The sequence below is a fragment of the Dokdonia sp. PRO95 genome (assembly GCF_000355805.1).
GTDB lineage: Bacteria > Bacteroidota > Bacteroidia > Flavobacteriales > Flavobacteriaceae > Dokdonia.
In genome coordinates this window covers 281,375-306,321 of the sequence record NZ_CM001837.1, presented here as the reverse complement: position 1 = coordinate 306,321, position 24,947 = coordinate 281,375, and the positions used below count along the sequence as shown (strand labels likewise).

11 protein-coding genes are annotated in these 24,947 nt (G+C 38.2%); 5 read left to right on the top strand and 6 right to left on the bottom strand.

What is annotated here, in order from left to right; genetic code table 11:
* Positions 1-109: 109 nt before the first annotated feature.
* Complete coding sequence (locus tag D017_RS01155; protein WP_035334222.1) at positions 110-1,483, bottom strand: aldehyde dehydrogenase; 1,374 nt, start codon at positions 1,481-1,483, stop codon at positions 110-112.
* Between the two features lie 336 nt (positions 1,484-1,819).
* On the opposite strand from D017_RS01155, the gene ilvD reads away from it, so the two are divergent.
* From ilvD to ilvA, 5 genes are all read left to right on the top strand, one after another.
* Positions 1,820-3,499, top strand: a complete 1,680-nt coding sequence (ilvD, locus tag D017_RS01150) for a dihydroxy-acid dehydratase (protein WP_035334220.1) — start codon at positions 1,820-1,822, stop codon at positions 3,497-3,499.
* Between the two features lie 124 nt (positions 3,500-3,623).
* Entirely contained in the window at positions 3,624-5,348 is a 1,725-nt protein-coding gene (ilvB, locus tag D017_RS01145; protein ID WP_035334218.1) for a biosynthetic-type acetolactate synthase large subunit, read from the top strand.
* 84 nt (positions 5,349-5,432) lie between these two features.
* Positions 5,433-5,990: an acetolactate synthase small subunit gene (gene ilvN / locus D017_RS01140; RefSeq protein ID WP_035334217.1), complete on the top strand. Its 558-nt coding sequence runs from the start codon at positions 5,433-5,435 to the stop codon at positions 5,988-5,990.
* An 86-nt stretch (positions 5,991-6,076) separates the two neighbouring features.
* The gene (gene ilvC, locus D017_RS01135) at positions 6,077-7,549 is read left to right on the top strand and encodes a ketol-acid reductoisomerase (protein ID WP_035334216.1); all 1,473 of its coding nucleotides are present in this window, start codon (positions 6,077-6,079) and stop codon (positions 7,547-7,549) included.
* Between the two features lie 80 nt (positions 7,550-7,629).
* Positions 7,630-8,895 carry a threonine ammonia-lyase gene (ilvA, locus tag D017_RS01130; protein WP_035334215.1) on the top strand — a complete coding sequence of 422 codons (1,266 nt, stop codon included), beginning with the start codon at positions 7,630-7,632 and terminating at the stop codon, positions 8,893-8,895.
* Between the two features lie 99 nt (positions 8,896-8,994).
* Here the strand turns inward: ilvA and D017_RS01125 are convergent, their stop codons facing one another.
* From D017_RS01125 to D017_RS01105, 5 genes are all read right to left on the bottom strand, one after another.
* Positions 8,995-10,401 (bottom strand): glycosyltransferase family 2 protein, encoded by a 1,407-nt coding sequence (locus tag D017_RS01125; RefSeq protein WP_035334214.1) that lies wholly within the window; start codon positions 10,399-10,401, stop codon positions 8,995-8,997.
* A 200-nt stretch (positions 10,402-10,601) separates the two neighbouring features.
* Positions 10,602-11,501 (bottom strand): DUF6503 family protein, encoded by a 900-nt coding sequence (locus D017_RS01120; protein ID WP_035334213.1) that lies wholly within the window; start codon positions 11,499-11,501, stop codon positions 10,602-10,604.
* A gap of 177 nt (positions 11,502-11,678) precedes the next feature.
* Positions 11,679-18,263, bottom strand: coding sequence for a choice-of-anchor D domain-containing protein (locus D017_RS01115; protein WP_081804615.1), 6,585 nt, complete (start codon positions 18,261-18,263; stop codon positions 11,679-11,681).
* A gap of 401 nt (positions 18,264-18,664) precedes the next feature.
* On the bottom strand, positions 18,665-18,859 hold the full coding sequence (locus tag D017_RS01110) for a hypothetical protein (RefSeq protein ID WP_035334212.1): 195 nt from the start codon (positions 18,857-18,859) through the stop codon (positions 18,665-18,667).
* Between the two features lie 15 nt (positions 18,860-18,874).
* Positions 18,875-24,919 (bottom strand): M14 family zinc carboxypeptidase, encoded by a 6,045-nt coding sequence (locus D017_RS01105; RefSeq protein ID WP_035334211.1) that lies wholly within the window; start codon positions 24,917-24,919, stop codon positions 18,875-18,877.
* Between the last annotated feature and the right edge of the window lie 28 nt (positions 24,920-24,947).

Here is a 24,947-nt window from a genome sequence, read left to right as displayed (position 1 = left end):
TTCCCATAAGTATATTATTGTGGGGGGAAAATTGAACATACGTAAAAGTACTAGGGATGCAATTGTTTTAGTAGGGGTAAATGCCCTATTTTTTTATGTAGTAATGTTATTAAAGCCAGTTCATAAACTTCTTGAGCATACCTATTTTTCCTTTGTAAGGAGCATAACGCATAGGCACATCCATCCATGTGCCACGACTTACAATTGCCTTTGCATGACTAAAGGTGTAAAATGATTTTTTACCATGATAGCTTCCTATTCCTGAGTGACCCACGCCGCCAAATGGCAGCTTGTCATTTACAAAATGAACAAGTGTATCATTCATTGCTCCTCCACCAAATGAAAAGCTATTATTAAACCATTTCTTAAAAGATCGCTTTTCTGAAAACACATAGGCACTTAGTGGTTTCTCCATAGCATTTATAATTCTTGAGATGTCCTCTTTTTTTTCATAAGTGAGTACAGGGAGAATCGGGCCAAAAATTTCATCCTGCATTACTTTGTCTTTTACAGTTACTTTATCAAGCACCGTAGGGGCAATGTAAAGTTCATCCTTATTAGTATTTCCGCCTTTAAATACTGTTGCATTTTCAAGCATGCTTGAAAGTCTATCAAAGTTTTTGTCACTGATGATTCTTGCAAAATCTGGAGATATAGCAGGATCTGCACCATAAGCATTTGTGATTTCCACATCTAGTGCGGTGAGCAACTTATCTTTTACAGAAGTATGCACTAGGATATAATCTGGAGCGATACAGGTCTGTCCAGCATTAACAAATTTCCCCCAAACAATTCGCTTTGCGGCTAGTTGTATTTTGGCAGATTGATCAACGATACAAGGGCTTTTTCCGCCTAGCTCAAGAGTTACTGGTGTAAGATGTTCTGCAGCTGCTTTGTAAACTATTTTTCCCACGGGAACACTTCCTGTAAAGAAAATGTAATCCCATCGTTGTGCTAGCAATTCTTGTGCTACCTCTTTATCACCCTGAACAACTGCTACATGTCTATTATCAAACACTTCAGAAATTATCTTTGCAAGTAGTTCTGATGTTTTAGGAGTGAGTTCGCTGGGTTTTAATACAACCGTATTACCAGCAGCAATTGCGCCTACTATTGGTCCTACGGCAAGCTGGAAAGGATAATTCCACGGTGAGATTACCAGCGTTGTGCCATATGGCTCATACATAATTTTATCACTAGATGGAAAATTTAAAAGCGAAGAAGAAACCTTTTTTGGCATCTGCCATTTCCAGATTTCTTTAATGGCCTTATTAAGTTCCATCATGACAATACTCACTTCTGTAGCAACACTTTCAAAAGCTGGTTTTTTAAAATCATCTGCTAGTGCTTTGATAATCTCTTGCTCGTGGTTTTTTATGCTTTCGCGAAAGCGTACCAAGCAATCTTTCCTGAAGGCAATATCCTTAGTTTGTCCAGTTGCAAAATAATCTCGTTGTGTATCTAGTAGTTGAGGAATAGTCACGGCGGTATGTTTTTACCAAAAATAGGGACTTATTAAGGGAGCCGTGGTGATTTTCTGAAAGATTTAATATAAAGTATTGCATAAGGATATTGCTATTAACTTAAAAGGTGAAGAATTGAGTTTTTTTAATTGACTAAGTATGAATTATATAACGCTGTTTTTCTATTAAATAAGACGATAGATTCTTGTAGAAGTATGTTTTGTTCTGTATTAATTAATTGATATTCAGATTTTTAAGTCTAAATGAGTTGGTTTGGTTGTCGGTAGCTTTATTATTATAAACTGTGCAGTTGATATTAGAATAATAATTTTAACCATTCCAAACACATTATACTCTTGAAGGAACTTAATAAATACAGTAAAGCGGTCACTCAAGACCCTACACAGCCAGCAGCACAGGCAATGTTACATGCCATAGGTCTTACAGATGCAGATTTTAAAAAGCCACTTGTGGGTATTGCTAGTACAGGTTATGAAGGTAACCCGTGCAATATGCATTTAAATAAGCTGGCGGTAGATATCAAGCAGGGCGTACAAACATCCGATCTGGTAGGTTTGATTTACAATACCATAGGGGTTAGTGATGGTATATCAATGGGAACTCCTGGTATGCGATACTCTTTACCTTCACGTGATATCATTGCAGACTCAATGGAAACGGTGGTGCAAGCGATGTCTTATGACGCGCTTATTACCGTTGTGGGATGTGACAAGAATATGCCTGGAGCTTTGATGGCGCAATTACGTTTAGATAGACCTTCTATACTTGTTTATGGAGGAACTATAGCACCTGGATGTCATGAAGATAAGAAGCTCGATGTTGTTTCTGCTTTTGAAGCATGGGGAGAGAAAGTGGCGGGCAGCATTACAGAAAAAGAGTTTAAAACCGTAGTAAAAAAAGCATGTCCAGGAGCTGGTGCATGCGGCGGTATGTACACAGCAAATACAATGGCTTCTGCCATAGAAGCATTAGGAATGAGCTTGCCATATACGAGTTCTAATCCTGCAGTTTCTCCAGATAAAACAGCAGAATGCGCTAGAGTAGGTGCTGCTTTGAGAAACTTAATTGAAAATGATATTAAGCCTTCAGATATCGTGACACGTAAGTCACTAGAAAACGCAGTAAAGCTAGTCACTGTATTGGGAGGTTCTACAAATGCAGTTTTGCATTTTCTTGCAATCGCAAAAGCTGCACAAATCGATTTTAAACTTGAAGATTTTCAGAAAATAAGTGATACGACTCCATTTCTAGCAGATTTAAAACCTTCTGGAAAATACTTAATGGAAGACCTGCACAAAGTGGGAGGTGTTCCTGGCGTATTAAAATATATGCTTGATCAAGGGATGCTTCACGGAGACTGTATGACCGTAACCGGCAAAACCATTGCAGAAAATCTAGCTGAGGTTGATCATCTAAAAGCACATCAAGATGTAATTCATACCGTAGAGAATCCTATAAAGGCTACAGGGCACATCCGTATACTGTATGGAAATATAGCAAGCGAAGGTTCGGTTGCAAAGATTACTGGAAAGGAAGGATTACATTTTCGCGGAAGCGCACGTGTATTTAATGGTGAGTATGAAGCAAACGCAGGGATAGGTGCAGGTAAAGTAAAGAAAGGAGATGTTGTCGTAATACGATATGAAGGGCCGCAAGGTGGTCCAGGAATGCCAGAAATGCTTAAACCTACAGCAGCAATCATGGGCGCAGGACTTGGTAAAGACGTAGCACTTATTACAGATGGACGCTTTTCTGGTGGGACACATGGTTTTGTGGTGGGTCATATCACTCCAGAAGCACAAGATGGTGGTGGTATTGCACTCATAGAAGATGGAGATATCATTGTAATTGATGCAGAAAATAATACCATAAATATGGAGATAAGCGAGGAAGAACTTGCAAGCCGTCAAGCAAACTGGATTGCACCGCCACTTAAGGTTCAAAGAGGATCGCTCTACAAATATGCGAGAATGGTTTCCTCTGCAAGTGAGGGCTGTGTTACAGATGAGTTTTAGAAAAGTGGAGTGACAAGGAGTTACCTTCAAGTTTTTCTCTTCTGTTTAATATAAGAGGTTTGAAGGTTTAAGAAGATAATAAACAAGGGCACGTTTAAAAATAATGCCACATAAATACCTGTATATGGAGACAAAAACCATACAAAATCCAGCAAAGACAACTATCACAATGAGCGGTAGTGAGGCATTAATACACTGCTTGCTGGCAGAGGGAGCAGATTTAATTTATGGATATCCCGGTGGGGCGATCATGCCATTTTATGATCAGTTGCACATACATCAAGATAAGATACATCACGTACTCACACGTCATGAGCAGGGTGCGACGCATGCGGCACAAGGGTTTGCTAGAGCAACAGGAAAAGTAGGTGTTGCTATTGCGACTTCAGGGCCAGGAGCCACAAACCTAATTACAGGTATTGCAGATGCTCAAATAGACAGCACACCTATGGTTTGTATTACTGGGCAAGTAGGCTCGCATTTATTGGGAAGTGATGCATTTCAAGAGACCGATATTATAGGGATTTCTACACCTGTTACAAAGTGGAATCATCAAATTACAAGTGCTAAGGAAATACCAGAAGTACTGGCAAAAGCTTTTTATATAGCGCGTTCTGGAAGACCAGGCCCTGTATTAATTGATATAACAAAGGATGCCCAGTTTGAAGAGTTTGAATTTTCTTATGAAAAATGCGAACACATACGTAGTTATGTGCCTGTACCAGAAGTAAAGGAAGAACAATTACAAGCAGCTGCACAAGCTATAAATAGTGCAAAACAACCCATGATTGTATGGGGGCAAGGTGTTATTCTTGGTGAAGCAGAAGAGGCTTTTAAAGCCTTTGTTGAAAAATCTGGAATCCCAGCTGCGTGGACAATCCTTGGAGTATCTGCAATTCCTACAGATCATCCGCTTAATGTGGGTATGGTGGGGATGCATGGTAATTATGGGCCTAATGTACTTACTAACCAATGTGATGTGTTAATAGCAATTGGGATGCGCTTTGATGACCGTGTGACAGGGAATCTTGAAAGTTATGCAAAGCAAGCTAAGGTGATTCATTTTGAAATAGATCCCGCTGAGGTAAATAAAAACGTAAAAGCAGATATACCGGTATTAGGTAATTCTAGAGAGACCCTAGAAAGAATATTGCCGATGATAGAAAATAAAGAACATACCGCCTGGTATCAAAAATTTAAAGACCATTATAATATAGAGTTTGATAAAGTAATAAAGAACGATATTCACCCCACAAAGGAAGGTCTAACCATGGGGGAGGTCATAGAGCTTATCAATACTAAAACAAATGGCGACGCCATTATAGTAACAGATGTGGGACAGCATCAGATGGTAGGTATACGCTATGCAAACTTTAAAAAATCTAAGAGTAACATTACTTCTGGAGGTCTAGGGACGATGGGCTTTGCCCTTCCAGCAGCAATAGGAGCAAAGATGGGAGCGCCAGATCGTGAAGTAGTAGCTATCATAGGAGATGGTGGTTACCAGATGACTATACAAGAACTGGGGACTATTTTTCAAACCGGTGCTGCAGTAAAGATTGTAGTGCTCAATAATGAGTTTTTAGGAATGGTGCGCCAGTGGCAGCAACTGTTTTTTGACAAGCGTTATGCCAGCACAGAGATGAAGAACCCTAACTTCTGTAAGATAGCAGAGGCTTATGATATTGAAGCTCAAAAAGTGAGTGACAGAAACGGCCTAGAAGATGCTATTACTCGTATGATTGCTTCAGAAAATAGTTTCTTTCTAGAAGTGATGGTAGAAAAAGAGGACAATGTATTCCCTATGATTCCTACAGGAGCATCGGTATCTGATATACGCCTAGCTTAGGATTTTTCTATTAAGAACTTTACGCCGAAATTCCTTAAATAATCTAGCTGCAATAAAAATAATAAGTACTTAAACTCAATAGGTATGAGTGAGCAAATAACAACATATACAGTTACCATATACAGTGAGAATAACATTGGGTTACTCAATCGCATCTCTGCTATATTTCAACGTCGTAAGATTAATATTGAGAGTCTCTCTGCTTCAGAGAGTGAGATAGATGATGTTTTTAAGTTTACACTAGTGGTAAATGTTACAGAACATCAAATGGAAAAAATTAAAGGTCAGATAGAGCGCCAGGTCGAGGTAATCAAGGCCTTTTATCATACTGATGAGGAGACCATTTTTACAGAAAGTGCACTTTTTAAAATCAAATCTGAGTTGCTTTTTGAAGAGCCTCAAATTCAGAATATCATTAAAGATAGTCATGCTCGCATAGTCACAGTAAATAAAGATTTCTTTGTGCTAGAGAAGTCAGGTCGCAGGTCTGAGATTGATTTGGTACACCGAGAGTTAAAACCTTTTGGTATCATGCAGTTTACTCGCTCGGGTAGAATTGCAGTTACTAAGACAGAGATGCCTATCTCTTCATTGTTACAACAAATAAGAAATGAGCAGGAGACCGCTTTCGCGAAAGCGTAACACTTCAAATACAGAGTCTAAAAAACAATAACTAATCATTATAAAGACGTATTACTAACCACCGTCTTTACCGAAAATTAATTAGAATGAACTACTTCAACACATTGCCACTTAGAGATCAACTGGCACAACTAGGGAAATGCCGTTTTATGGATGCTAGCGAATTTCAAGATGGAATTGCGGCTATAGAAGGCAAGAAGATTGTGATTGTAGGTTGCGGTGCGCAAGGTCTTAATCAAGGTCTTAATATGCGTGATAGCGGTTGTAATATCTCATACGCATTACGTGAGGGAGCGATTACAGACAAGCGTCAGTCTTTTAAGAATGCAACAGATAATGGATTTACAGTAGGGACGTATGAAGAACTTATTCCTACTGCAGATTTAGTGTTGAATCTTACACCAGATAAGCAGCATACCTCGGTAGTAAAAGCTGTAATGCCTTTAATGAAAAAGGGAGCTACGCTTGCTTATTCTCACGGTTTTAATATTGTAGAAGAAGGAATGAAAATTCGTGAGGATCTAACGGTAATCATGGTGGCGCCTAAGTGCCCAGGGTCTGAGGTAAGAGAGGAATATAAAAGAGGTTTTGGAGTACCTACCTTAATTGCAGTACACCCTAATAATGATCCAGAAGGGAAGGGGCTGGCACAAGCAAAAGCCTATGCAGCAGCGACAGGAGGGCACAGAGCAGGTGTTCTAGAGTCTTCTTTTGTGGCAGAAGTGAAGTCTGATCTTATGGGCGAGCAAACCATACTTTGTGGAGTGCTACAAACAGGCTCAATACTTTGTTTTGATAAAATGGTAGAAAAAGGGATTGATCCTGCATATGCTGGAAAATTAATCCAGTATGGCTGGGAAACCATTACAGAAGCCTTAAAACATGGCGGAATTACAACGATGATGGATCGTCTTAATAATCCGTCTAAGATTAAAGCTTTCCAACTAGCCGAGGAATTAAAAGAAATTATGCGTCCGCTATTTGAAAAGCATATGGATGATATTATTTCTGGTCACTTCTCAAAAACAATGATGGAAGACTGGGCTGCAGATGATAAGAATCTTCACAAATGGAGAGCTGCCACTGGAGAAACTGCTTTTGAAAAACAAGAAATCACTACAGAAGAGATTACGGAGCAAGAATATTTTGATCACGGAGTTCTCATGGTAGCGATGGTGAAAGCAGGAGTAGAGCTCGCTTTTGAAACCATGACCGCTGCAGGAATTATAGAAGAAAGTGCGTATTATGAGTCGCTACATGAAACACCACTTATTGCAAATACGATCGCACGTAAGAAGTTGTTTGAAATGAACCGTATCATTTCTGATACGGCAGAGTACGGTTGCTATCTTTTTGATCATGCTTGTAAGCCTTTGTTAACTGACTTTATGAAGAAGGTGGATACTAATATTATAGGTTCCGCTTTCGCGAAAGAAAATGATGTAGATAATCAAGAATTAATTGCTGTAAACGATGCAATACGCAATCATCCTGTTGAGGAAATAGGAGCTACACTACGAAGAGCTATGGTTGCAATGAAGAAAGTAAAAACAGCCTAAACAGAAGAGATGCATTGTTAATCTGTAAAAGATTAGGGTGTAATAAATTTCAAAATAACAAGTATGGATACTATGTGTAAATGGCAGTAGCAACAACAATATTTATTCCCACGTTAAAGTCAATTACTGATGCAGCAAATAGGGTAAAGAAGGTTGCCATAAAGACACCATTTATGCGCAGCTTTACCTACTCAACCAAGTTTGATGCAGAAGTTTTTTTGAAGCGTGAAGACTTACAGCAAGTTCGCAGTTACAAAATACGCGGCGCTTACAATAAGATAAGCACGCTTACAGATGAACAAAAAGAAGTAGGCATCGTTTGTGCTAGTGCTGGTAATCATGCGCAGGGCGTAGCTTTGTCATGCTCACGTTTAGGTATTCATGGCACTATCTTTATGCCTTCTACAACACCTAATCAAAAGGTGGAGCAAGTAGAAATGTTTGGTGGAGATTGGATTACTGTCGTGTTAGAAGGTGATACTTTTGATGACGCATTTGCTAGAGCTAGTCATATTTGTACCACAGAAGGAAAAACATTTGTACATCCCTTTGATGATGAAAAAATAATAGAAGGCCAGGCAACTGTAGGCTTAGAGATTTTAACGCAATCTGAGCAGGCTTTGGATTATGTTTTTGTTCCAGTAGGTGGAGGAGGATTGATAGCTGGATTGTCTAGCGTTTTTCATCATCTATCACCTAAAACAAAGATTATAGGAGTAGAGCCAGCGGGAGCTCCAGCGATGCTGACTTCGCTCTCAAAAAAGGAAAATACTACGCTAGATGAGATTGATAAATTTGTTGATGGTGCGGCAGTGCAACGAGTAGGCGATCGCAACTTTGCAATTGCTCAGCAGTTTGTGGATAGGGTAGTTACCGTTTCTGAAGGTAAGATATGCCAGACTATTCTTGATTTATATAATAGAGATGCTATAGTAGCAGAACCCGCTGGCGCAATGACGCTTGCCGTTCTAGATCAATTTGCTGAAGAAATTAAAGGTAAAAATATCGCTTGTATCGTAAGCGGAAGTAACAACGATATCACCCGTACCGCCGAAATCAAAGAGCGTGCTTTGTTACATCAAGGATTAAAACATTATTTTATTGTGAAGTTCCCGCAGCGAGCGGGAGCTTTAAAAGAGTTTGTGGCTGAGGTACTTGGACCCACAGATGATATTACTTATTTTGAATATTCAAAAAAAACAAGTAGAGAGCAGGGACCAGCAATCGTAGGTCTACAAATAAAATCTTCAGAAGATTTACAGCCACTTCTCGATAGAATGCGTGCGCGTAAATTTTATGGTGAGTATCTTAATGATAAACCAGCGTTATTTCAACTGCTTGTTTGAGTGTATTCACATTTTTGCGAAAGCGTATCAAACCGTATAAAATCAAAAAGGCTCAAATTCATCGAATGAATTTGAGCCTTTCTTATGTATTATAGTCAATTATGCTGCTTGTGGTAAGCTACGTGTTAACCAGCCACTTTTACCCGCTGTTGCAATGGCGTAAGGAGTGATCCAGAATAGGCCAAACGTATAGAATAAACTGTATGAGTATGCATAAAAAGACTCGCCAATATTATATTTTTTACCGTAAAATAGGGCAGGAAATGTAGAGAGTACAAGGATGCTTACAAGTGTTGAAGTTAAGAATAGCACTGGGTGAGTCGCTATGAAAAATAACATAAAAGCTAGGAAGGGATATGTCATGATAATTTGCAATGACTGACTCAGAAAAAGCAATCTTGTGCCTGCTTTAGAATCTTTTCTAAAATCTGTAAACACATATTTTGCCATTGCAATATTCTCACGTACGTTGCTTCGTCCCCATCTAATGAACATTTTATAAAGTCCTTTATAGTTTTCCGGTACATTAGTATATGCGTAAGCATTTTTTTGGAATAGTACGTGCTTACCTTGGCTAAGAATCATATTAGTCATTGCTCGATCCTCACCTATATCTGATGGTTTTCCCATGAAGGTTTGATCAATCCATTCTTCTAGACAAGCAAAAACAGCATCCCTTCTATAAGCTGCCAGTGCACCAGGAGTGCATAATACAGAATTGAGGTTACTCTCTGCCGATCTCACAAATTCAAAACTAAGTACAAAACTTACATCAAGCATTTTAGGTAGTAGTGCTTTCTCATTATTTAATACTCTTATGTTACCTGCTACGGCACCACAGTCTTCATTGTTAACAAAGGGACTTACTAGATTACGAAGCGTGTCTGGAGTAACAATAGAATCACTGTCTACGGTGATGAAAACTTCACCATTTCCTTCGTGAAAACCACGATATAATGCATGACGTTTACCCATATTTTTAGGCTGTTGGCATATAGAAACACGGTTTCCTAATTCTTTTTTGGCTACCTGCATCCAGTGCCATGTGTCATCTTGACTACCATCATCTATAGATAATAGTTGGATTTTTTCTACGGGATAATCACTATCTGCAAGACTTTGTAGTGTTGCATATACTTGCTTTCCCTCGTTATAAGCGGGAACAATTACTGTAACGGTAGGCAACTGTTCATCTGTAACAGAAGCGACTGGTTTGTAACGGAAATAATTATAAAGAGTATATAAAAAGAAAGCACTTTTGTAGGCTAGAAAGACGGAGGCTACCGTCATAAATGCATAACCAAACACAGTACTTTTACGTTCAAAATCTAGTTGTGAAAAGTCATATCGCAGCATGTATGCTATATATGCAGATATCACTAGCAGTAAGAATGTTGTAATGAGGACAGTGGTTCCCCAAGGGTTTACGGCTATTTTTTTTGCAATTGAATGGTTCTTGGTAGCAGTTGATGCTATTTCTTCTGGATGGTTGTTTGTAGTGTCCATATGTTTTGAATCAAGTTTCTATATCAAGTTGAGATAGTTTTACGGACAGAGAGATGATTTGGATTTCAGCGGATGTCGCTTTTAACATGAAGTTAGGTTTCTTAACATATTTTGGTGGTTTTTATGTTAAATAAAAAAGCCAACTCGCAGTAACGAGTTGGCTTTAGTTTATTAGTTCGCTTTCGCGAAAGCGTGCTTATTTATTCAATAATATCTGCGCCTTCAGGAATGTCAAAATAGCTTTTTTCAACCTCCGGAATAAAGCGGATGTTGTCTATTGTAATATTAGTAATATGCTCTCCAGCTTCTTCGTCTTTTGTTAACCAGTGTGTGTGGAAACCTGTAGGTAGCTCAATGCCGTTTACGACGGTTGTTCCTTGAACTTCCATAAGTTTTTCTGGAGCAGCGCCGCCATTAGGAAAGTATTTAGGGTATGAGACGATGTAACGCACAACGTCAACTTTATGGTCTTCCTTACCTACATAGATAATATAATAATCATCTGGAGCGTCTCCAGTACCTTCACTAAAGGTGATTTTCACCACGTCATAGTTTTTGTCTTTAAACGTCTTATCTTCTAGTTTTTCAAGATTTACACCTTCGCCGTCTAAGATAAAAGGTGAGCCTGCAAGGTAGTAGGGTGTAAGTGCCCAGAAGCGCATATCAAAAGGAAATGCTGTTGAGTCTGTTACTTGCTTCCAAGCTTTTTCTCCATCCCATCCAAAACGTTGTGTAGTGTCTTCTGGTTTCCAGTGTACCGCTTTATTATTCCACGTGTCTAGTGTTTCATCTGTATAGCGACGAGTACTTCCATCTAAAGGAACATAATCAAAACGGAAAGAAAGTGGTCCATTTTCAAAAAATCGTTGCAGTCCGCCATGAGCTTCCATAGATTGCCATACAATCTTTCCGGCTTCAGTACTGTTTAATCTTTTTTCGGTTTTGGCTACACGCTCGGTAATCCATGAAGTTTGAACTCTTGCAAGGTTTTTATTTACAGTAGCTACTTCTGGTGTAGGAGTAGTAGTTGTGTTTTCTTGTTTGCAAGATGTAATTGTAAGCAGTGCGCTGGCTGCTATAGTAAGAAATGTATATCTCATAATTATGGTTAGATTATTAAATATTTAGAGTCACACAAAACTGGTTAAACTTACAGCGAAGTATGTTAGTATTTTCTTAAAGTTTTATAGAGTGGGTTACGCTTTCGCGAAAGCGTACAAAAAACAAAAACCTCCTTTAAAAAGGAGGTTTTGTCAACGTTGCGATTTGGGGCAATGTTAGTGAATAATTAATTTTTGAGTGTGTGTAGTTTGTAATTTCTGCACTTTAATGATGTAAGCACCCGTACTTACATCTTGTACTGGTAATTCTACTCTTGTAGTTTCGCTTTCTGGTGTCCATTCTTTAATAAGTTGTCCTAACATGGTAAATAACTGTACAGACTGTACATCATAATCTACCCTTTTATTTATTATAATGTTATGCGATTGGCTGTTGAAGTAAACACTTAAATTATCTGATTGCTCAGCATCATCAATAGTCTCCGTATCTACCACTTCGATATCTTGATCCTCTTCTTCTTGTTCATCTGTTTCTTCTGCAGTATCCTCCGTCTCTTCTTCTGCCTCTGCAGTTTTTTCAAGAACGATATAGAATCTGTCTAAGTAAGTTCCAGCTTCTAGCGTAAGAGTGAATTTCTGATCTATAGTGATATCTGTATAGGTGTCTTGAAGTGCATCAAATAAATATACAGTGGTATTATCTGTATTTACATTTTCAAGAGCGTCTACACCAATAGAGATTTCGCCATCCATAGGTAATCCTATACGTAGAGGAAATTTTCTGTCATTTTCAATACTAGGAACTCCAAGAATTATTGCTTTCTCATCATCTAGCATCCACATCATATCCTCTTGTGGGTGATTGTCTATCACTGCATCATAAGCTCTATCGTACCCAAAAGTCGTATTCTCATCAATAGTCATTAAAAGCTGTCTGTGATAAGCACTAGGGGAATCAAAACCTATTCTAAATTTCTCTCTCAGATCTTCGTGTTTTACAATTTCATCTTCTGCGTTAAGAGTACTTTCTGTTTGTTGGTTTTGCCCATTAAAGAAAAACGAACCAGAAGATGCTTCTTTAGCAAACACGCGTTGTGTATTATTAAAACTAGTAGTCCCAGTAGTAGCTCCTCTTACAAAGAATCCTTGACCTACGGCTATAAATTGCGTAGGAGTATTGGTACTTGCACCGCTCGTATTTTGAGCAGGATGACTTACTGCAGGAGTACCCCCACTTAAAGTATAGAGTGCATATCCAGCTTCATAGTCTGCTAAGAAATGATTACCTCCACCCCAGTGCTCCCAGAATGATAGTGTGCCCGTTAAGTGTGGATTATCATTAATAAATTTATTTGCATCAAGAGCAGAAGGGAAAGGGTTACCCATAAGGTAGTCATTACCGGCATTTATTGTTTTATCAATAGATGTTGCGTCTGTTCCATTATTTGGCTTACCGATAAACACGTAGTTCTGAGGGTCTGTTACTGCGCCGCTGCCTGGGCCTTTCATAGTAAAACCATCACCAGTTTCAAGGGTTCCATAAGGTCCTATCTGTTCCCATGCGCTATAGGTATCTGCAGGATCATTTCTGTAAGTGTATAACCAGTATGCACTTACGGTCTTTGGTGTAGAATTAGCCCCGTTATAGCCAGTACTAAAGTTTAATGACTGTGGGTTGTTTTCATCTGTACCATCATTCATTATAGAAGCAACAGTGTGTGCTTCATTGATGTCTGTTATATTTATTGGACCTACTGGAGATGACCAGATATTATAAGAATAGGTATCTGATGTACCCTGTTGATCTCTTTCTAATCTTCCTGAACTTGTAGCTGCTAAGTCACTATTTTCTGTTTGCACTAATTGTGACTCTCCTACAAGATCCATTATGCCGTCTAATCTTAAATAGTGAGATACTTCTATCTTACTATCATTCCCAATGGTTAACTCGGCTGTATTTACATCAAGTGCTAGAACCGTGTTATTTGATGCCGTAGACACATTGTGAGCTGTTTGAACAATATTCCAGTCAATGGTTTGCGTTCCATCAACTATTGAAGGCGCTCCTGGTAGTGCTTGTGTATCCCCGTTAGTCCATGTGTTAGTGTTTGCCCATACCCCATCTGCTGTCGAAACATAAGGTAGGGGAGCCGTTTGGAAATCTACCGTTTGAAGATTTTTAATAGCTGCTACGTAATTATTATCAGATTCATCTTTTACGTTTGTGAAAGTGTATTTATTCATAGGTAAATACATCTCTAGGTCTGCCCAAGGAATGCTAGCTACTTCGTTTTTAGAGATGTTTTGAGGTATAATTTTACCATTAACAGAGTCATCGGTAAATTTCTCTATTTCCTGATTCATAATGAATTGTAGTTGCTCTTGCGATAATGCTTGATTCCATACTCTTACCTCATCTATAGTTCCATCAAAGAATCTTGTAGGACTCTGGTAGTTTGCAGCAGCTACTAGAAAGTGTTGATTTGAACTTGCCGGAGCATTGCGCACAGCAGAGGTATCTTCTATACCGTCAATGTAAAATGTAACTCTATTTCCATCATATATTACAGCAACGTGGTGCCATTCATCCTGAGGAAGTACAATAGAAGAGTTTAAAGCTTCAGTAGTGCCTGCTGCATTTTTCCATACAATGCGGGGTCTTCTAGCGTTGTTAAGTAGAAGTGCATACCCTTCTGTATATGGACCAATATTTCTTTTTGAAATAATATCGCTATTATTTGCATTTGCTCCTCGTTTTACCCAAGTCGATATAGTGAAAGGCCCAGTAAGATCTGCAACATCGTCTGCATCCATATAATCTCTAGTACCATCAAATGTAATTGATCGCTCATAGATATATTCTGGAGCATAACCGAATGTGATGTATTTTTCACCTGTAAAATCGTACGTAGTTTCTAGTTTAGAACCGTTAGATGTCATTATGCGATAGTCTGACGTCGGGTCAAACGTAGGAGAGTCTGAAATAAACATAAAGAAATTTCCTGGAGGGGTAATAGTTGCTGATAATAGGGATTCTTCTAAAGATACTTTTACAGTACTTAAATCACCAGTTTCAACGACTTTCCAAGTACGATTTATAGAGATAAAATTCACATTTGTGGATAATCCAGGAATGTTTAAACTCATATCTACAGCGATAGGCGAGGCCGCAGATAGTGATGCATTATTGTTACCCCACATTAAAAAGTTTTTGTCATCAATAGTCGCTGAAGCAGAATTAATGTGATCGCTATTTGTATCGTAAATAGTTTCGATTCCCATTGTAATCGCTCCATCAATATGACTCGAGATAGATTGTTTTTGATTTAAACCACTCGCATCATCCCTACCTATTCCTGCAATATCGTGTGTAAACCCACTATTATTGACAGCATTCCAGATAATATTTCCAGCACTGTCAACGTAATTTTCATCTCCGGGATTTGCATCATCGTTTGTAGGGTCACTTGTAACAGAGTGCAATGTAATACCATTTTTAATAGCTAAGTATGATTGGATTCGCTTTTGGTCGAATAGCGAATTTGGTAATCTATAACTAATAAATTCTGTGATTTGCCCTTCAAAAAATGATTGGAAAGCATGACCTACTAGCGTAATTCTTCCTACTCCTAAATTGAACTGGCTATTTGTTACTTCTGAGTATGGCATGTCGTTACCACTTACAGAATATGTTCCAGTATAATTGTCAATACGAACACCGTTTTTGTAAATTTCACTGGTAAGTCCATCACTACTTGCTTTCACATTTAGTATGATAAGTTCGCTATTCATTTCATCTGCAGTACTTACATAAGCTCTTCCATAATTACTACCATCTGCGGCAGATGTATTTTGAGGAGTTGCTCCTATCATATGACTTACGAGGTTATCTTGATTGTTGAATCTTTCAGAACCTGGATTAACCCATAAGCCAGTTCCATCATTTGCAAATGCACCTCTTTCTACACGCCCAGATAGTACGCCCTCTATTACACCAGATTCATTAAGTTGGGGCGTTCGTAACACCACCCAATAATCTGATGTATCAAATCCTCCTTTTCCCTTAAGAACTTGGTTGGCAGACGTGTCAAATTCAACTAGAGGGTTGTAATTAGCATTGATTGCTGCACTGTTATGATACGTTGGTGGTGCGAGCTCTGCAGTAAATGCATCATTATCACGAGCTCTGTCTTGCCATATATTAAGTAAATCACCACTTGACACAGCGTCGATGTCGTTTGCTTTAAGCCATAAACTCATGTTAGGAGTAACAGCTCCTGGTGCAATTACTGGATCTGGATCTGGATTATCTTGGGTGCCTATTAAAAAAACATTATCAAAATTTGCCCCATCATCTGTTGTTCCGCCGTCTGATGCGAAGTAGATACGAAACTCAATGGATTGTCCAATGGTGTTACTAGGTAGATCTACAAATTGTTGCGTGAAATCTGATCTTCCAGGAACATTAAGATCTGATTCATTATCACCTGACCAGCCATTTTCATTTATTCCTATGGCACGAACCTCGGCATCATTATACCAGTTTGATGTATCCGTATTATCACCTAGCGTACTCCATACACCTGCACCGTTAAGACGATATTGTACTTGCATACCGTCATCACGGTCTGCATTAGTATTAATTCTCATATCTAATAAAAAACGAACATTGGAATAACCACTCAGCGATATTGGAGGACTTGTTACGTAAGTTCTGGTATTATTAGCATAATTATTATAATTATCTGTATACCAATAGTCTCCTTCAGCCCCAGCTTCTACGTTATTTGATCCGTATCTCCAAATTGATCCAGAAGTTGAACTAGGCGTCCAATTGCCATCATCTGTATCAAAATTTTCGTAGTAGATAGTGTAATCAAGGTTGTTATTTACTATACCCGTTCCTTGAATGTTGAATAAAAACGTCCCTTCATCTGTGTCATTGTTTTGAATCCTAACAGTTGCGGGGTGTGTAATTAGAGCATCTGGAGTGTATTTAATTTGAAATGTAACAAAATTTCCACCAGCTATCGTATTGTTTGGAATAAGAGATACCTGAAACCTAGAAGCACCAGCTCCTACAATATCTATGTATGGGCTGCCTCCAGTGAGTAGTAAATCGTTAATTCCTTCATTTTCAATTACAAATGTTTTTGTTACAGAATAACCAAGCTCAACACTTCCAAAATTAGTGTTATCTGTTAAGGATGGAGTAATATCATTATTACTTATTTCTATTCCATCACCCGACAGAACAATCTCAGGTTCTACATCCAAAGTAGTGCCAGATATAACAAAATTAAAAGGGTTCTCGTCCGGATCATTAGAAGCAATTAATACTTCTGCATTATGTATTCCTGTAAGTAGCGGATTATAGGTGATTTCAAAAGTAGTATTACCTCCTGGAATTATTGTTGTTGCAGGTGACTGTGTTATAGTAAAGTAATTAAATCCAGGAGTACCAGCAGCGATTATTGTTGGTGTTCCCGCTAAAATTAAATCTGCAACTCCTGTGTTTGAAATTCTAAATATTTTAGAGATAGGTGCTCCTACAGTTGTTGTTCCGAAATTTGTGTTGTCTGCCAGTGTTGGAATAGCATCACCATCTGATATAATTACTGAATTACCCGATAGACTAATGTCTGGTGTAGGACCGTTAATTCCAGTGATTGATATAGCGTCAATCGCTGTATCCGATCTGTTGTTATTTCCAGTACCGTCTGTAGCAGAGAAGCGAAAGTAAACAACGGAGCCCAAGTAGGCATTAAGGCTTATTGTTTCTGTTAACCAAGGAGATGTTTCATCCGCCTGCTGTTCTCCATTTCTAGAAAATAAATTCGACCAAGAACCTCCTCCATTTGTACTTATATCTAAATTAAGTGATCCATTATTACCATGCATATGATAGTCAAATTCAAAAAGAGCAGAGGTGTAATTAGTAAGGTCAATACAATCTGAAATTAATCGGGCTACTGAACCTGTACTTGAATTACTAGCTTCTATATAAGCATATTGATTGCCGTCTGATGCGGTAGATGGACCGGTATTATTCGTTGGAGTATTCCCAGAACCTATAGACCAGTCAAAATTATCTGCGGTAGTTTGTGACCATCTACCAAAACCAGTTTCAAAACTTTCCGTATATAACGTTGCATCAATGCAATTAGTTGCAGGTAATCCCCTAATGATTACATTGTCAATAGCAGCCCCATTATTATCGGTCAAAATATCACCAATATTATCACTTCCAAAAACTACTCGAATTTGAATATTTGCTGCGTTATTAAAATTAGTGTCAAATGCGCTAAGATTTAGCGTAGGAGCATTAGTGAAGGCATCACCACCTGTAGGTGTGTTATCGCCAGACCATCCATCGGTATTATTAGCTATGCCATCTACATCTGTATCATTATAGAAGCCACTAGCTGCTGTTCCAAGAACAGACCATGGACCTCCATTTATGCGATACTGAAGTTGAATTCCATCTCTCCCAGGTTGAGTTTTGTAAAAATGATCTAAATCAAGGGTTAGATTTCCATAACCAGTTAAATCTATTACAGGACTTTCTAGCGCAAAAAGAGCATTGTTTGCATAAGAAGGATATTGATTATTGACAGCAATTCCTCCTACAGTAAAAGAGCCATTAGTATTGATGCTCTGGGTCCACGCATTATCACCAGTGGTATTTGAGAAGTCTGCATTAAATAAAACAGTTTGCGCGCTAATGGATGACACACATTGTGTGATAACCAAAATTACGGAGGCGAGAAGTAATACTCGATTAATTGAGGGGCTTTTCATTTTGTCAGATTTGTCGCTACAAAACCGTTGGGGTGGGTGTTGTAGTGAGTTGGGACGGCTAAATTATGAAAAAAACTAGATTTATAATAGGAAAACAGCTAAAAATGTGTAATTGAGCTGATAATTGTGTATTTCACCGATGTTTTTACCTAAAAACAAGTAGGTTGTACTTGTGGTTTTTTGAGGTGTATGTGTATTTCGTCGATGATTTTGTTGACTTTGCTGAGTGTAATTTGCTTGCTATTAGGTTTTTAGTATTGAAGTAATTATGGTTTCATGATAAACTTCAACTTGATTGGATAGGGTGATAAATTTCAAGTTTTCGCGAAAGCGTAATTCCCAAAAACAAAAAGAGCATTCTATAAAGAATGCTCCTTTCGCCTTGAATTAACACTAAATAATTATTTTTCTGACTGCGCCCTCTTCTTAAATCCAATATATGCACCTGCAGCGATACCAATTGCTATAAATCCATCTATGGGTGCAGCTGGAGCTTCGTCGTTTACATCATTTGCAAAGATTATTTGAGCTTGAGCTCCCGCACTTATGAATAAAAAGAAGAGTGTAGTTAGGATATATTTTTTATATGTAGTCATATGAATATTTTTAATTTATTGAATAACAATTTTATGAGAAATCTTGATTTCTTTATTCTCTATAGATAGTATGTACATACCGCTACTTAGTTGGTTAAGATTATCAATTACAGTCTTATTACCATTGAATGATGCCTCCTTGGTCATTATCGTTTGTCCTAATAAATTTGTGATTATCACATCTACCTTGCTTCCGGAAAATGCAGTAGAGGTAATAGTTAATCTTCCATTTGTGATAGGATTAGGATACATTGTAAAATCAACGGCTTCCTCAGCTGTGGTTGATAACACCTCGCGCTGATATATAATTTCAAAGCGCTTTGTATCTAAACTTGTCTCCATATTACTGTCAACGCTAAAGGAGATAGTGTTTAATCCTTCTTCTAGTAAGGTAGTAACACCTGTATGATTATCCTTGAGATATGTTTCTATGTCTGTGAGTCCATAAAGCTCAAGGTCTAAGGTGTAATCGCTTGCACGATATAAAGCATTGTAAAGTTGTATCTGGTCGTCTTCTGTAGGCATAGCTACTTTATCAACGCTTAGTAAGCCTCCATCTCTTAAAACGCCCATGTTCTCATCGATATTGAAGAACTTTGAAACATCTTCTGGAGTTACGTCATTACTATAACGATCATTATACAGAATTACAAAGTTGTCTTGTAGACCTGCGTCTTCACCATAGTGTTCACTTCTGTATAATCTACCTATGAGGTGTGGTGATGTTGCAATCGCATTTGATGAGTTGCTGTAAAGAGGCACTTCATTACCTGTGACTTTATCTATCTCGTTGAACACAATTTGAGTACTGCTATCTGTTACAGTAGCGTCTGTTGCTGTAAATATAGCTTGTCCTGGTTGTATGTAATGGTAGTTTTTAGAATTAGCTCCATTACTAGAACCACTTCCGTCTAAAAGAACAGTTACATATTGCCCTCTAGCGCCTAGTGTAGCATCCCATACCCAAACTTCACCAGTTCTCACATTTGTAGAAGAGGCTAGTGTCGTATTGATATTTATGGAAGCTTGGTATGGATTTCCTATAAAGTTAAAAGCTCCAGCATTATGGTTAAGTGTGCTACCACTGAAACTGACAGGTGAGGTAGCGAGAGTTCCTGTCGCTCTTAATGTTGTGGCAGTAGGAGTTGCAGCGTTACTTGTAATGTTAACACTACGATCACCTCTTACTAGAAGTCTAATAGGTTCACCAGCAGTCAAGGTAGTTACATCTGTATTGGTAACATCTTGCCAAGACTGCAAAGCATTGTCTAATTTAAAAATAGATCCATTTCCAGAAGCTGTAGCATCAAAGCCATTTTCACCTGTTAAGGAACCTGAGATATGAGTACCATAACCTGGGTTAGGATTCATGTTATCGGTAGGAAAAGACGTGCCTGTATTATGAACACCTTCTTGCCAGTTTGCATTGATACTTGTCACTGTGGTTACTGGACTAGAAAATAATCTAAAAGCCCTCCTTGCTGGAATGTATCTTTCTGTAGTTACATTACCAGAGATAGTACCTCCAGTGATAACATCGATCATTGCAGTTCTTGTAGCATTACTCAATAAGGTGAGTGTATCTCCAGTATTAAGAGTTCCATCTGTTAATGTCAATAATTTATTGATTGAAAGTGCCGTGCTTAAGGTAACACCTTGAGTGGTATCACTATTATCAATAACTAAGTTGGCAATTTCAAGAGCATTACCTGCAATTTCTTGAGGAGAGCTTCCCGTCATTAAAAGTGTACCACTTGCTCCTGAGATGTCACCCGCATTAGTAAGGTCACCATTTACATCCAGAGTAGTAGCTGCTAGATCTAATGTTGCACCAGCAAGTATTGTTACATTATTTACTACTGTATTTGCAGATAGGGTAGGAGCGCCAGAACGTACTTCGATATTATCATTACTTGTAGCGTCACCACTTGGATCTTGTGGTGTCCAAGCTCCTGCGTCGTAAATGTAGGTTGTATTTGAAGCGATAAAACGTAAATTATCTATAGCTATATCTCCTTGAAAACTTCCTACTCCTGTATTACCTACCAACCTAAGTTTGATATTTTTTCCTGAAAATGATGATAAGTCAATAGTCTCTTCTCTCCAGCCTGTTCCGTCAGCGCCTTCTAGTTGAGCAACTGCCGGACTAAAAGTTTCTCCGCCATCTTCACTTACAACAATGTCCAATGTTGGTCTTTGGGAGAATGTGCCTGCTGTTCTCATGTGATAGTTGAAAACTAAACTTGCGATAGTATAATCTGTAAGGTCTAAACATTGTGATTGTAATATGGCAGTACTACCTTGATTAATACCGCCAACTGTTGTGGCGGGTGCAGATGCTTCTACATATAAATAGTCATCACCATCAATTAGCAAATTACCTGTTCCTGTTCCTGGTCCAGTATCTCCTGTTGGAGTTCCATCATTATCTCTCAACCAATCACCATCATCACCATCTATTTGTTCAAAAATCCCGAAGTCTGCTGTGAAGTTTTCAGTATAAGGTAAAGTTGTAATTGCATCGCACAATGGTTTTGTAGTGAATTCTACAACGGTACTATATGGTGAATTTGCTGCGCCAGAACATACTGCGCTTACTTGGGCTTCATAAGTAGTTTCAGGTTCTAGATTTGCTAGTTCAAATGTGTTTGTAGAAACAACTTGCGTCGTAAAGGCTGTAGTTCCGCTTTCGCGAAAGCGTAAACTATAATCCCCACTTGCCGCTGCATTCCAACTTACGCTCGCTGTAGTGATTTCTATGTTTGAAATAGCCAAACCATCTGGAGCTGTAGTATATGGCTCAATTGTAACGGTTGCTGTACAAGTATCTGTATTATTTCCAGTATCTGTCACAGTAAGAGTAACAGTATTTACACCAACGTTTGAACAGTCAAAAGTATCAATATCTAGTGTTAAGCTTGCGATTGTACCATCGTCTGTAGATCCATTGTCAATTTGTGTAGCGAGAATAGTTACCGTACCGTCTGCTCCTAATGAAGCAGTAATATTTTGACATACAGCTGTAGGAGGTACAGTGTCCGGTTCTTCTATAGTGGCTAACAGTTCTATATTATCGATAGCCATGTCACTACTGAAGCCATTTCCAGTGGTTCCTACAAATCTTATTTTAATAGTTTTATTTAAATATGGTGTTAATGCTGCACTTTCCGAACTCCATTGGTTTTGTGTAGCTCCAGTATTTCCATTTTGTGTAAATAGAGGCGTCCATGTGAAGTTTTCATCATCAAGTACTTCTACAATTAAATTCCCCATATTGTCTCCAAACATATGGTAGTCAAAGTTGAAAGTCGCACTAGAGGCATTAGATAAATCAAAACAAGGACTTGTTAATATTGCTGTAGCATTATTACCTAAGTTTTCCCCTGGAGCGTTAGGATCTTCTGTAGCTTCTGTGTATAAATAGAAAGTTCCATCATTTGCTCCGTTTGGACCTGTACTTCCAGAGGGAGTGCCTCTAGAATTTCTTAACCACTCTCCATCATCACCTTGATCTTGTGACCATACGCCTAGTCCGGATTCAAAACTTTCATTATAAGGGAAACTTGAGATAGCTGTTTCTGTACATAACTCAGGAGTATAAGTATCTAAGGCTAAAATTTTAAAATCATCAAAAATAAAACCAGCAAAATCCGTGTTATATCCATCGCGTATATTGCTTCCATCACTATCAAACCTAAAGCGGAGTTGCACTCCAGTCTGTCCTAATAATGTCGTGTTGTTTTCAAAGTCGATAAATATTTCTTCTCGTATCCACTTGTTAACGCCATTTACAATCTGATCACCATCATACACGTAGATTCCATTTGATTCTTGATGATTACTAGGGTTATTTGGACCTCCTTTAGTACTATTAAAATGATTATTAACAGATGTAGGTGCAGCAGGTTTATTGTACTTACCACATAATGCTGTCCAGTTAGTTCCATCTGTCGATGCCTCCAGCTGTACTAGATCAAAATTGCGCTCTATATCCCAGAAGGCATTAAATTGTATTACGTAACCCTCTGAAGAGTCAAAATTTTGTAGTGTACTCAAGGTAGTGGTTCGTACTTGGTTATTACCATATGACCCGCTAGAGACTACAGATATTGCATTAGTACTTCCATTATATCCATTAGTATAGTTTACCCAATTACCAGTCCAGTTTGAGATACCATCTGCATCTATTAGAATTGTAGGGTTGTAATATTTTCGAAATACAGCTTTGTATATATCATAATTGCTGTTGCTTAAAGTAACTTCATATTCTATAAGTTCATTAGGCTGAATACTGCCATTTAGGGTTATAGGTAAGCTTACTTCTCTTTGTTCTAGCTTACTCATGTTACTCAATGAATTGAGAGGTAGTGCTGTTATGCTATTGATATTTGAGCTTACAGGAGTAACTGTGAGCGTCAAATCATCAAGTGTCTGACCTATATATTCAACTGCGAAGTTTAGTGTAGAATTTAATCCATTTATATCTGTATTTGTAAGGTCGTGCAACTGAGCATAACTACCAGCAGATAGACTGGTAATCAAATTCATTCGTAAAGCTCTTTTTGCCACAGGTACAATATGTGTAGGGTCTGGAGCAAACTCGTCGCCATTTTCTGGAGTAAAGGCAATAATATTCTTTCCAGAGCCCGAATTAGTATAAGAACCTCCTCCTGATGGGTTGGTGGTCACTGGTGGACCTCCAAGCATCCAGTCATTAAAATCTCCATTAGCTGGATATAATGTATTTGGAGCAGAGCCATGGATGTAACGGTTGTAATGGGTTACATTTTGCATAAGCTCTTGGAACTCATCTTCACGACCAGAAGGTGCTGCAGAGGTACTTCCATTATATGATGATGTTACAATTGAATTTAAGCCTGAGTGGTGATTGATCGCTACTTTTAAATCTTTGGACTGTACAAAATCAGCTATGATTTGTGTTTCTGGTTCAGATGCTGGAGATGGACCTCTATAAGTTCCAGATATAACGCTAGGCGAAGATCCTGCATCATCTATTCCCCAATAGTATGGAGAGTTTCTATTAAGGTCAACCCCTTGAGTGTATTGTCCATTACCAGTGCCTGGTCTAAGGTTCTTTCTTTGGTTTCCTCCACCATTAGGAGCTTGAATACCATTATAAATATACCCATCAGGATTAATAACAGGTATAAAGTAAAGCTCTTGATTATCAATCATATTTGTGATAAGTGGATCCACATTATAGTTTTCTAAAATATACCACATGTAGTAGATGATATTCATCACACTACTTACCTCTCTTGCGTGAGCTGCTCCCGTAATTAATGACTGAGGTTCACCAGCTTCATCTGTATCTGGATTGTCAGATATTTTTACATACCACATAGTTTGGGGAGCTATATCTGGGTTTGTTCCAGTATAACCATGTGTTTTCTGGTTAGTAGGCGAAGCGTCTTTAGCAACTGAAATAATGTTAGGATACATTTGCTGCATCAGAGTTAATTGATCTAAGATTTCTTGGTAATTATAAGCCCCTCCCATAGAACCTAGCGTAAAATTTTGAGGAGTCCAGTCTACCTCACTGCATTCGTCATATTGAATAGCGCTTGGAATGCTTTCAGAACTTTGACTAAAAGATCTTGTAGTTTGACCTAAATTAGCAAGAGGGCTAGGAGACTTTCCTTGGCTAATACTTTTAAGTCTCTTTAATTCAGTTTTAGCTTGAGGTAGATTACGATTATTTCTTTCGCTGATGTACTTTGTCAAATTATCAATAGTAATTTGATGAGGAATATTCAGCTCTTTTAGAATATTAATTTCATTTTCATTTAAATCCAATTGTACCCCTGTAGAAACGCCTTTACTACCACAAGTAAAGTCAAAGCCTTTCGTGTATAATAGTTTTAATGTCTCTGGATTTTTTGTCTTAATGATAACTCGCTTTACAGTACCATTAGAATTCAAGGTAGTGTGATTGTGGTTTACAGCTTGTGATAAGTTAACCTGCCCTTGCGAGGTAGTCATAACACCAAATACAAACACAAAAATGAGGATAACAACCTTTAAGTAGGTTTGCTTCATAACAATAGTAGGTTTAAGTCAATTAAGG

Bases quoted from the DNA above. Each gene is read 5' to 3' on its own strand.
- ilvB (WP_035334218.1), top strand. From the start codon at position 3,624: ATGGAGACAAAAACCATACAAAATCCAGCAAAGACAACTATCACAATG.
- ilvN (WP_035334217.1), top strand. From the start codon at position 5,433: ATGAGTGAGCAAATAACAACATATACAGTTACCATATACAGTGAGAAT.
- ilvC (WP_035334216.1), top strand. From the start codon at position 6,077: ATGAACTACTTCAACACATTGCCACTTAGAGATCAACTGGCACAACTA.
- ilvA (WP_035334215.1), top strand. From the start codon at position 7,630: ATGGCAGTAGCAACAACAATATTTATTCCCACGTTAAAGTCAATTACT.
- D017_RS01125 (WP_035334214.1), bottom strand. From the start codon at position 10,401: ATGGACACTACAAACAACCATCCAGAAGAAATAGCATCAACTGCTACC.
- D017_RS01120 (WP_035334213.1), bottom strand. From the start codon at position 11,501: ATGAGATATACATTTCTTACTATAGCAGCCAGCGCACTGCTTACAATT.
- D017_RS01115 (WP_081804615.1), bottom strand. From the start codon at position 18,263: ATGAAAAGCCCCTCAATTAATCGAGTATTACTTCTCGCCTCCGTAATT.
- D017_RS01110 (WP_035334212.1), bottom strand. From the start codon at position 18,859: ATGACTACATATAAAAAATATATCCTAACTACACTCTTCTTTTTATTC.
- D017_RS01105 (WP_035334211.1), bottom strand. From the start codon at position 24,919: ATGAAGCAAACCTACTTAAAGGTTGTTATCCTCATTTTTGTGTTTGTA.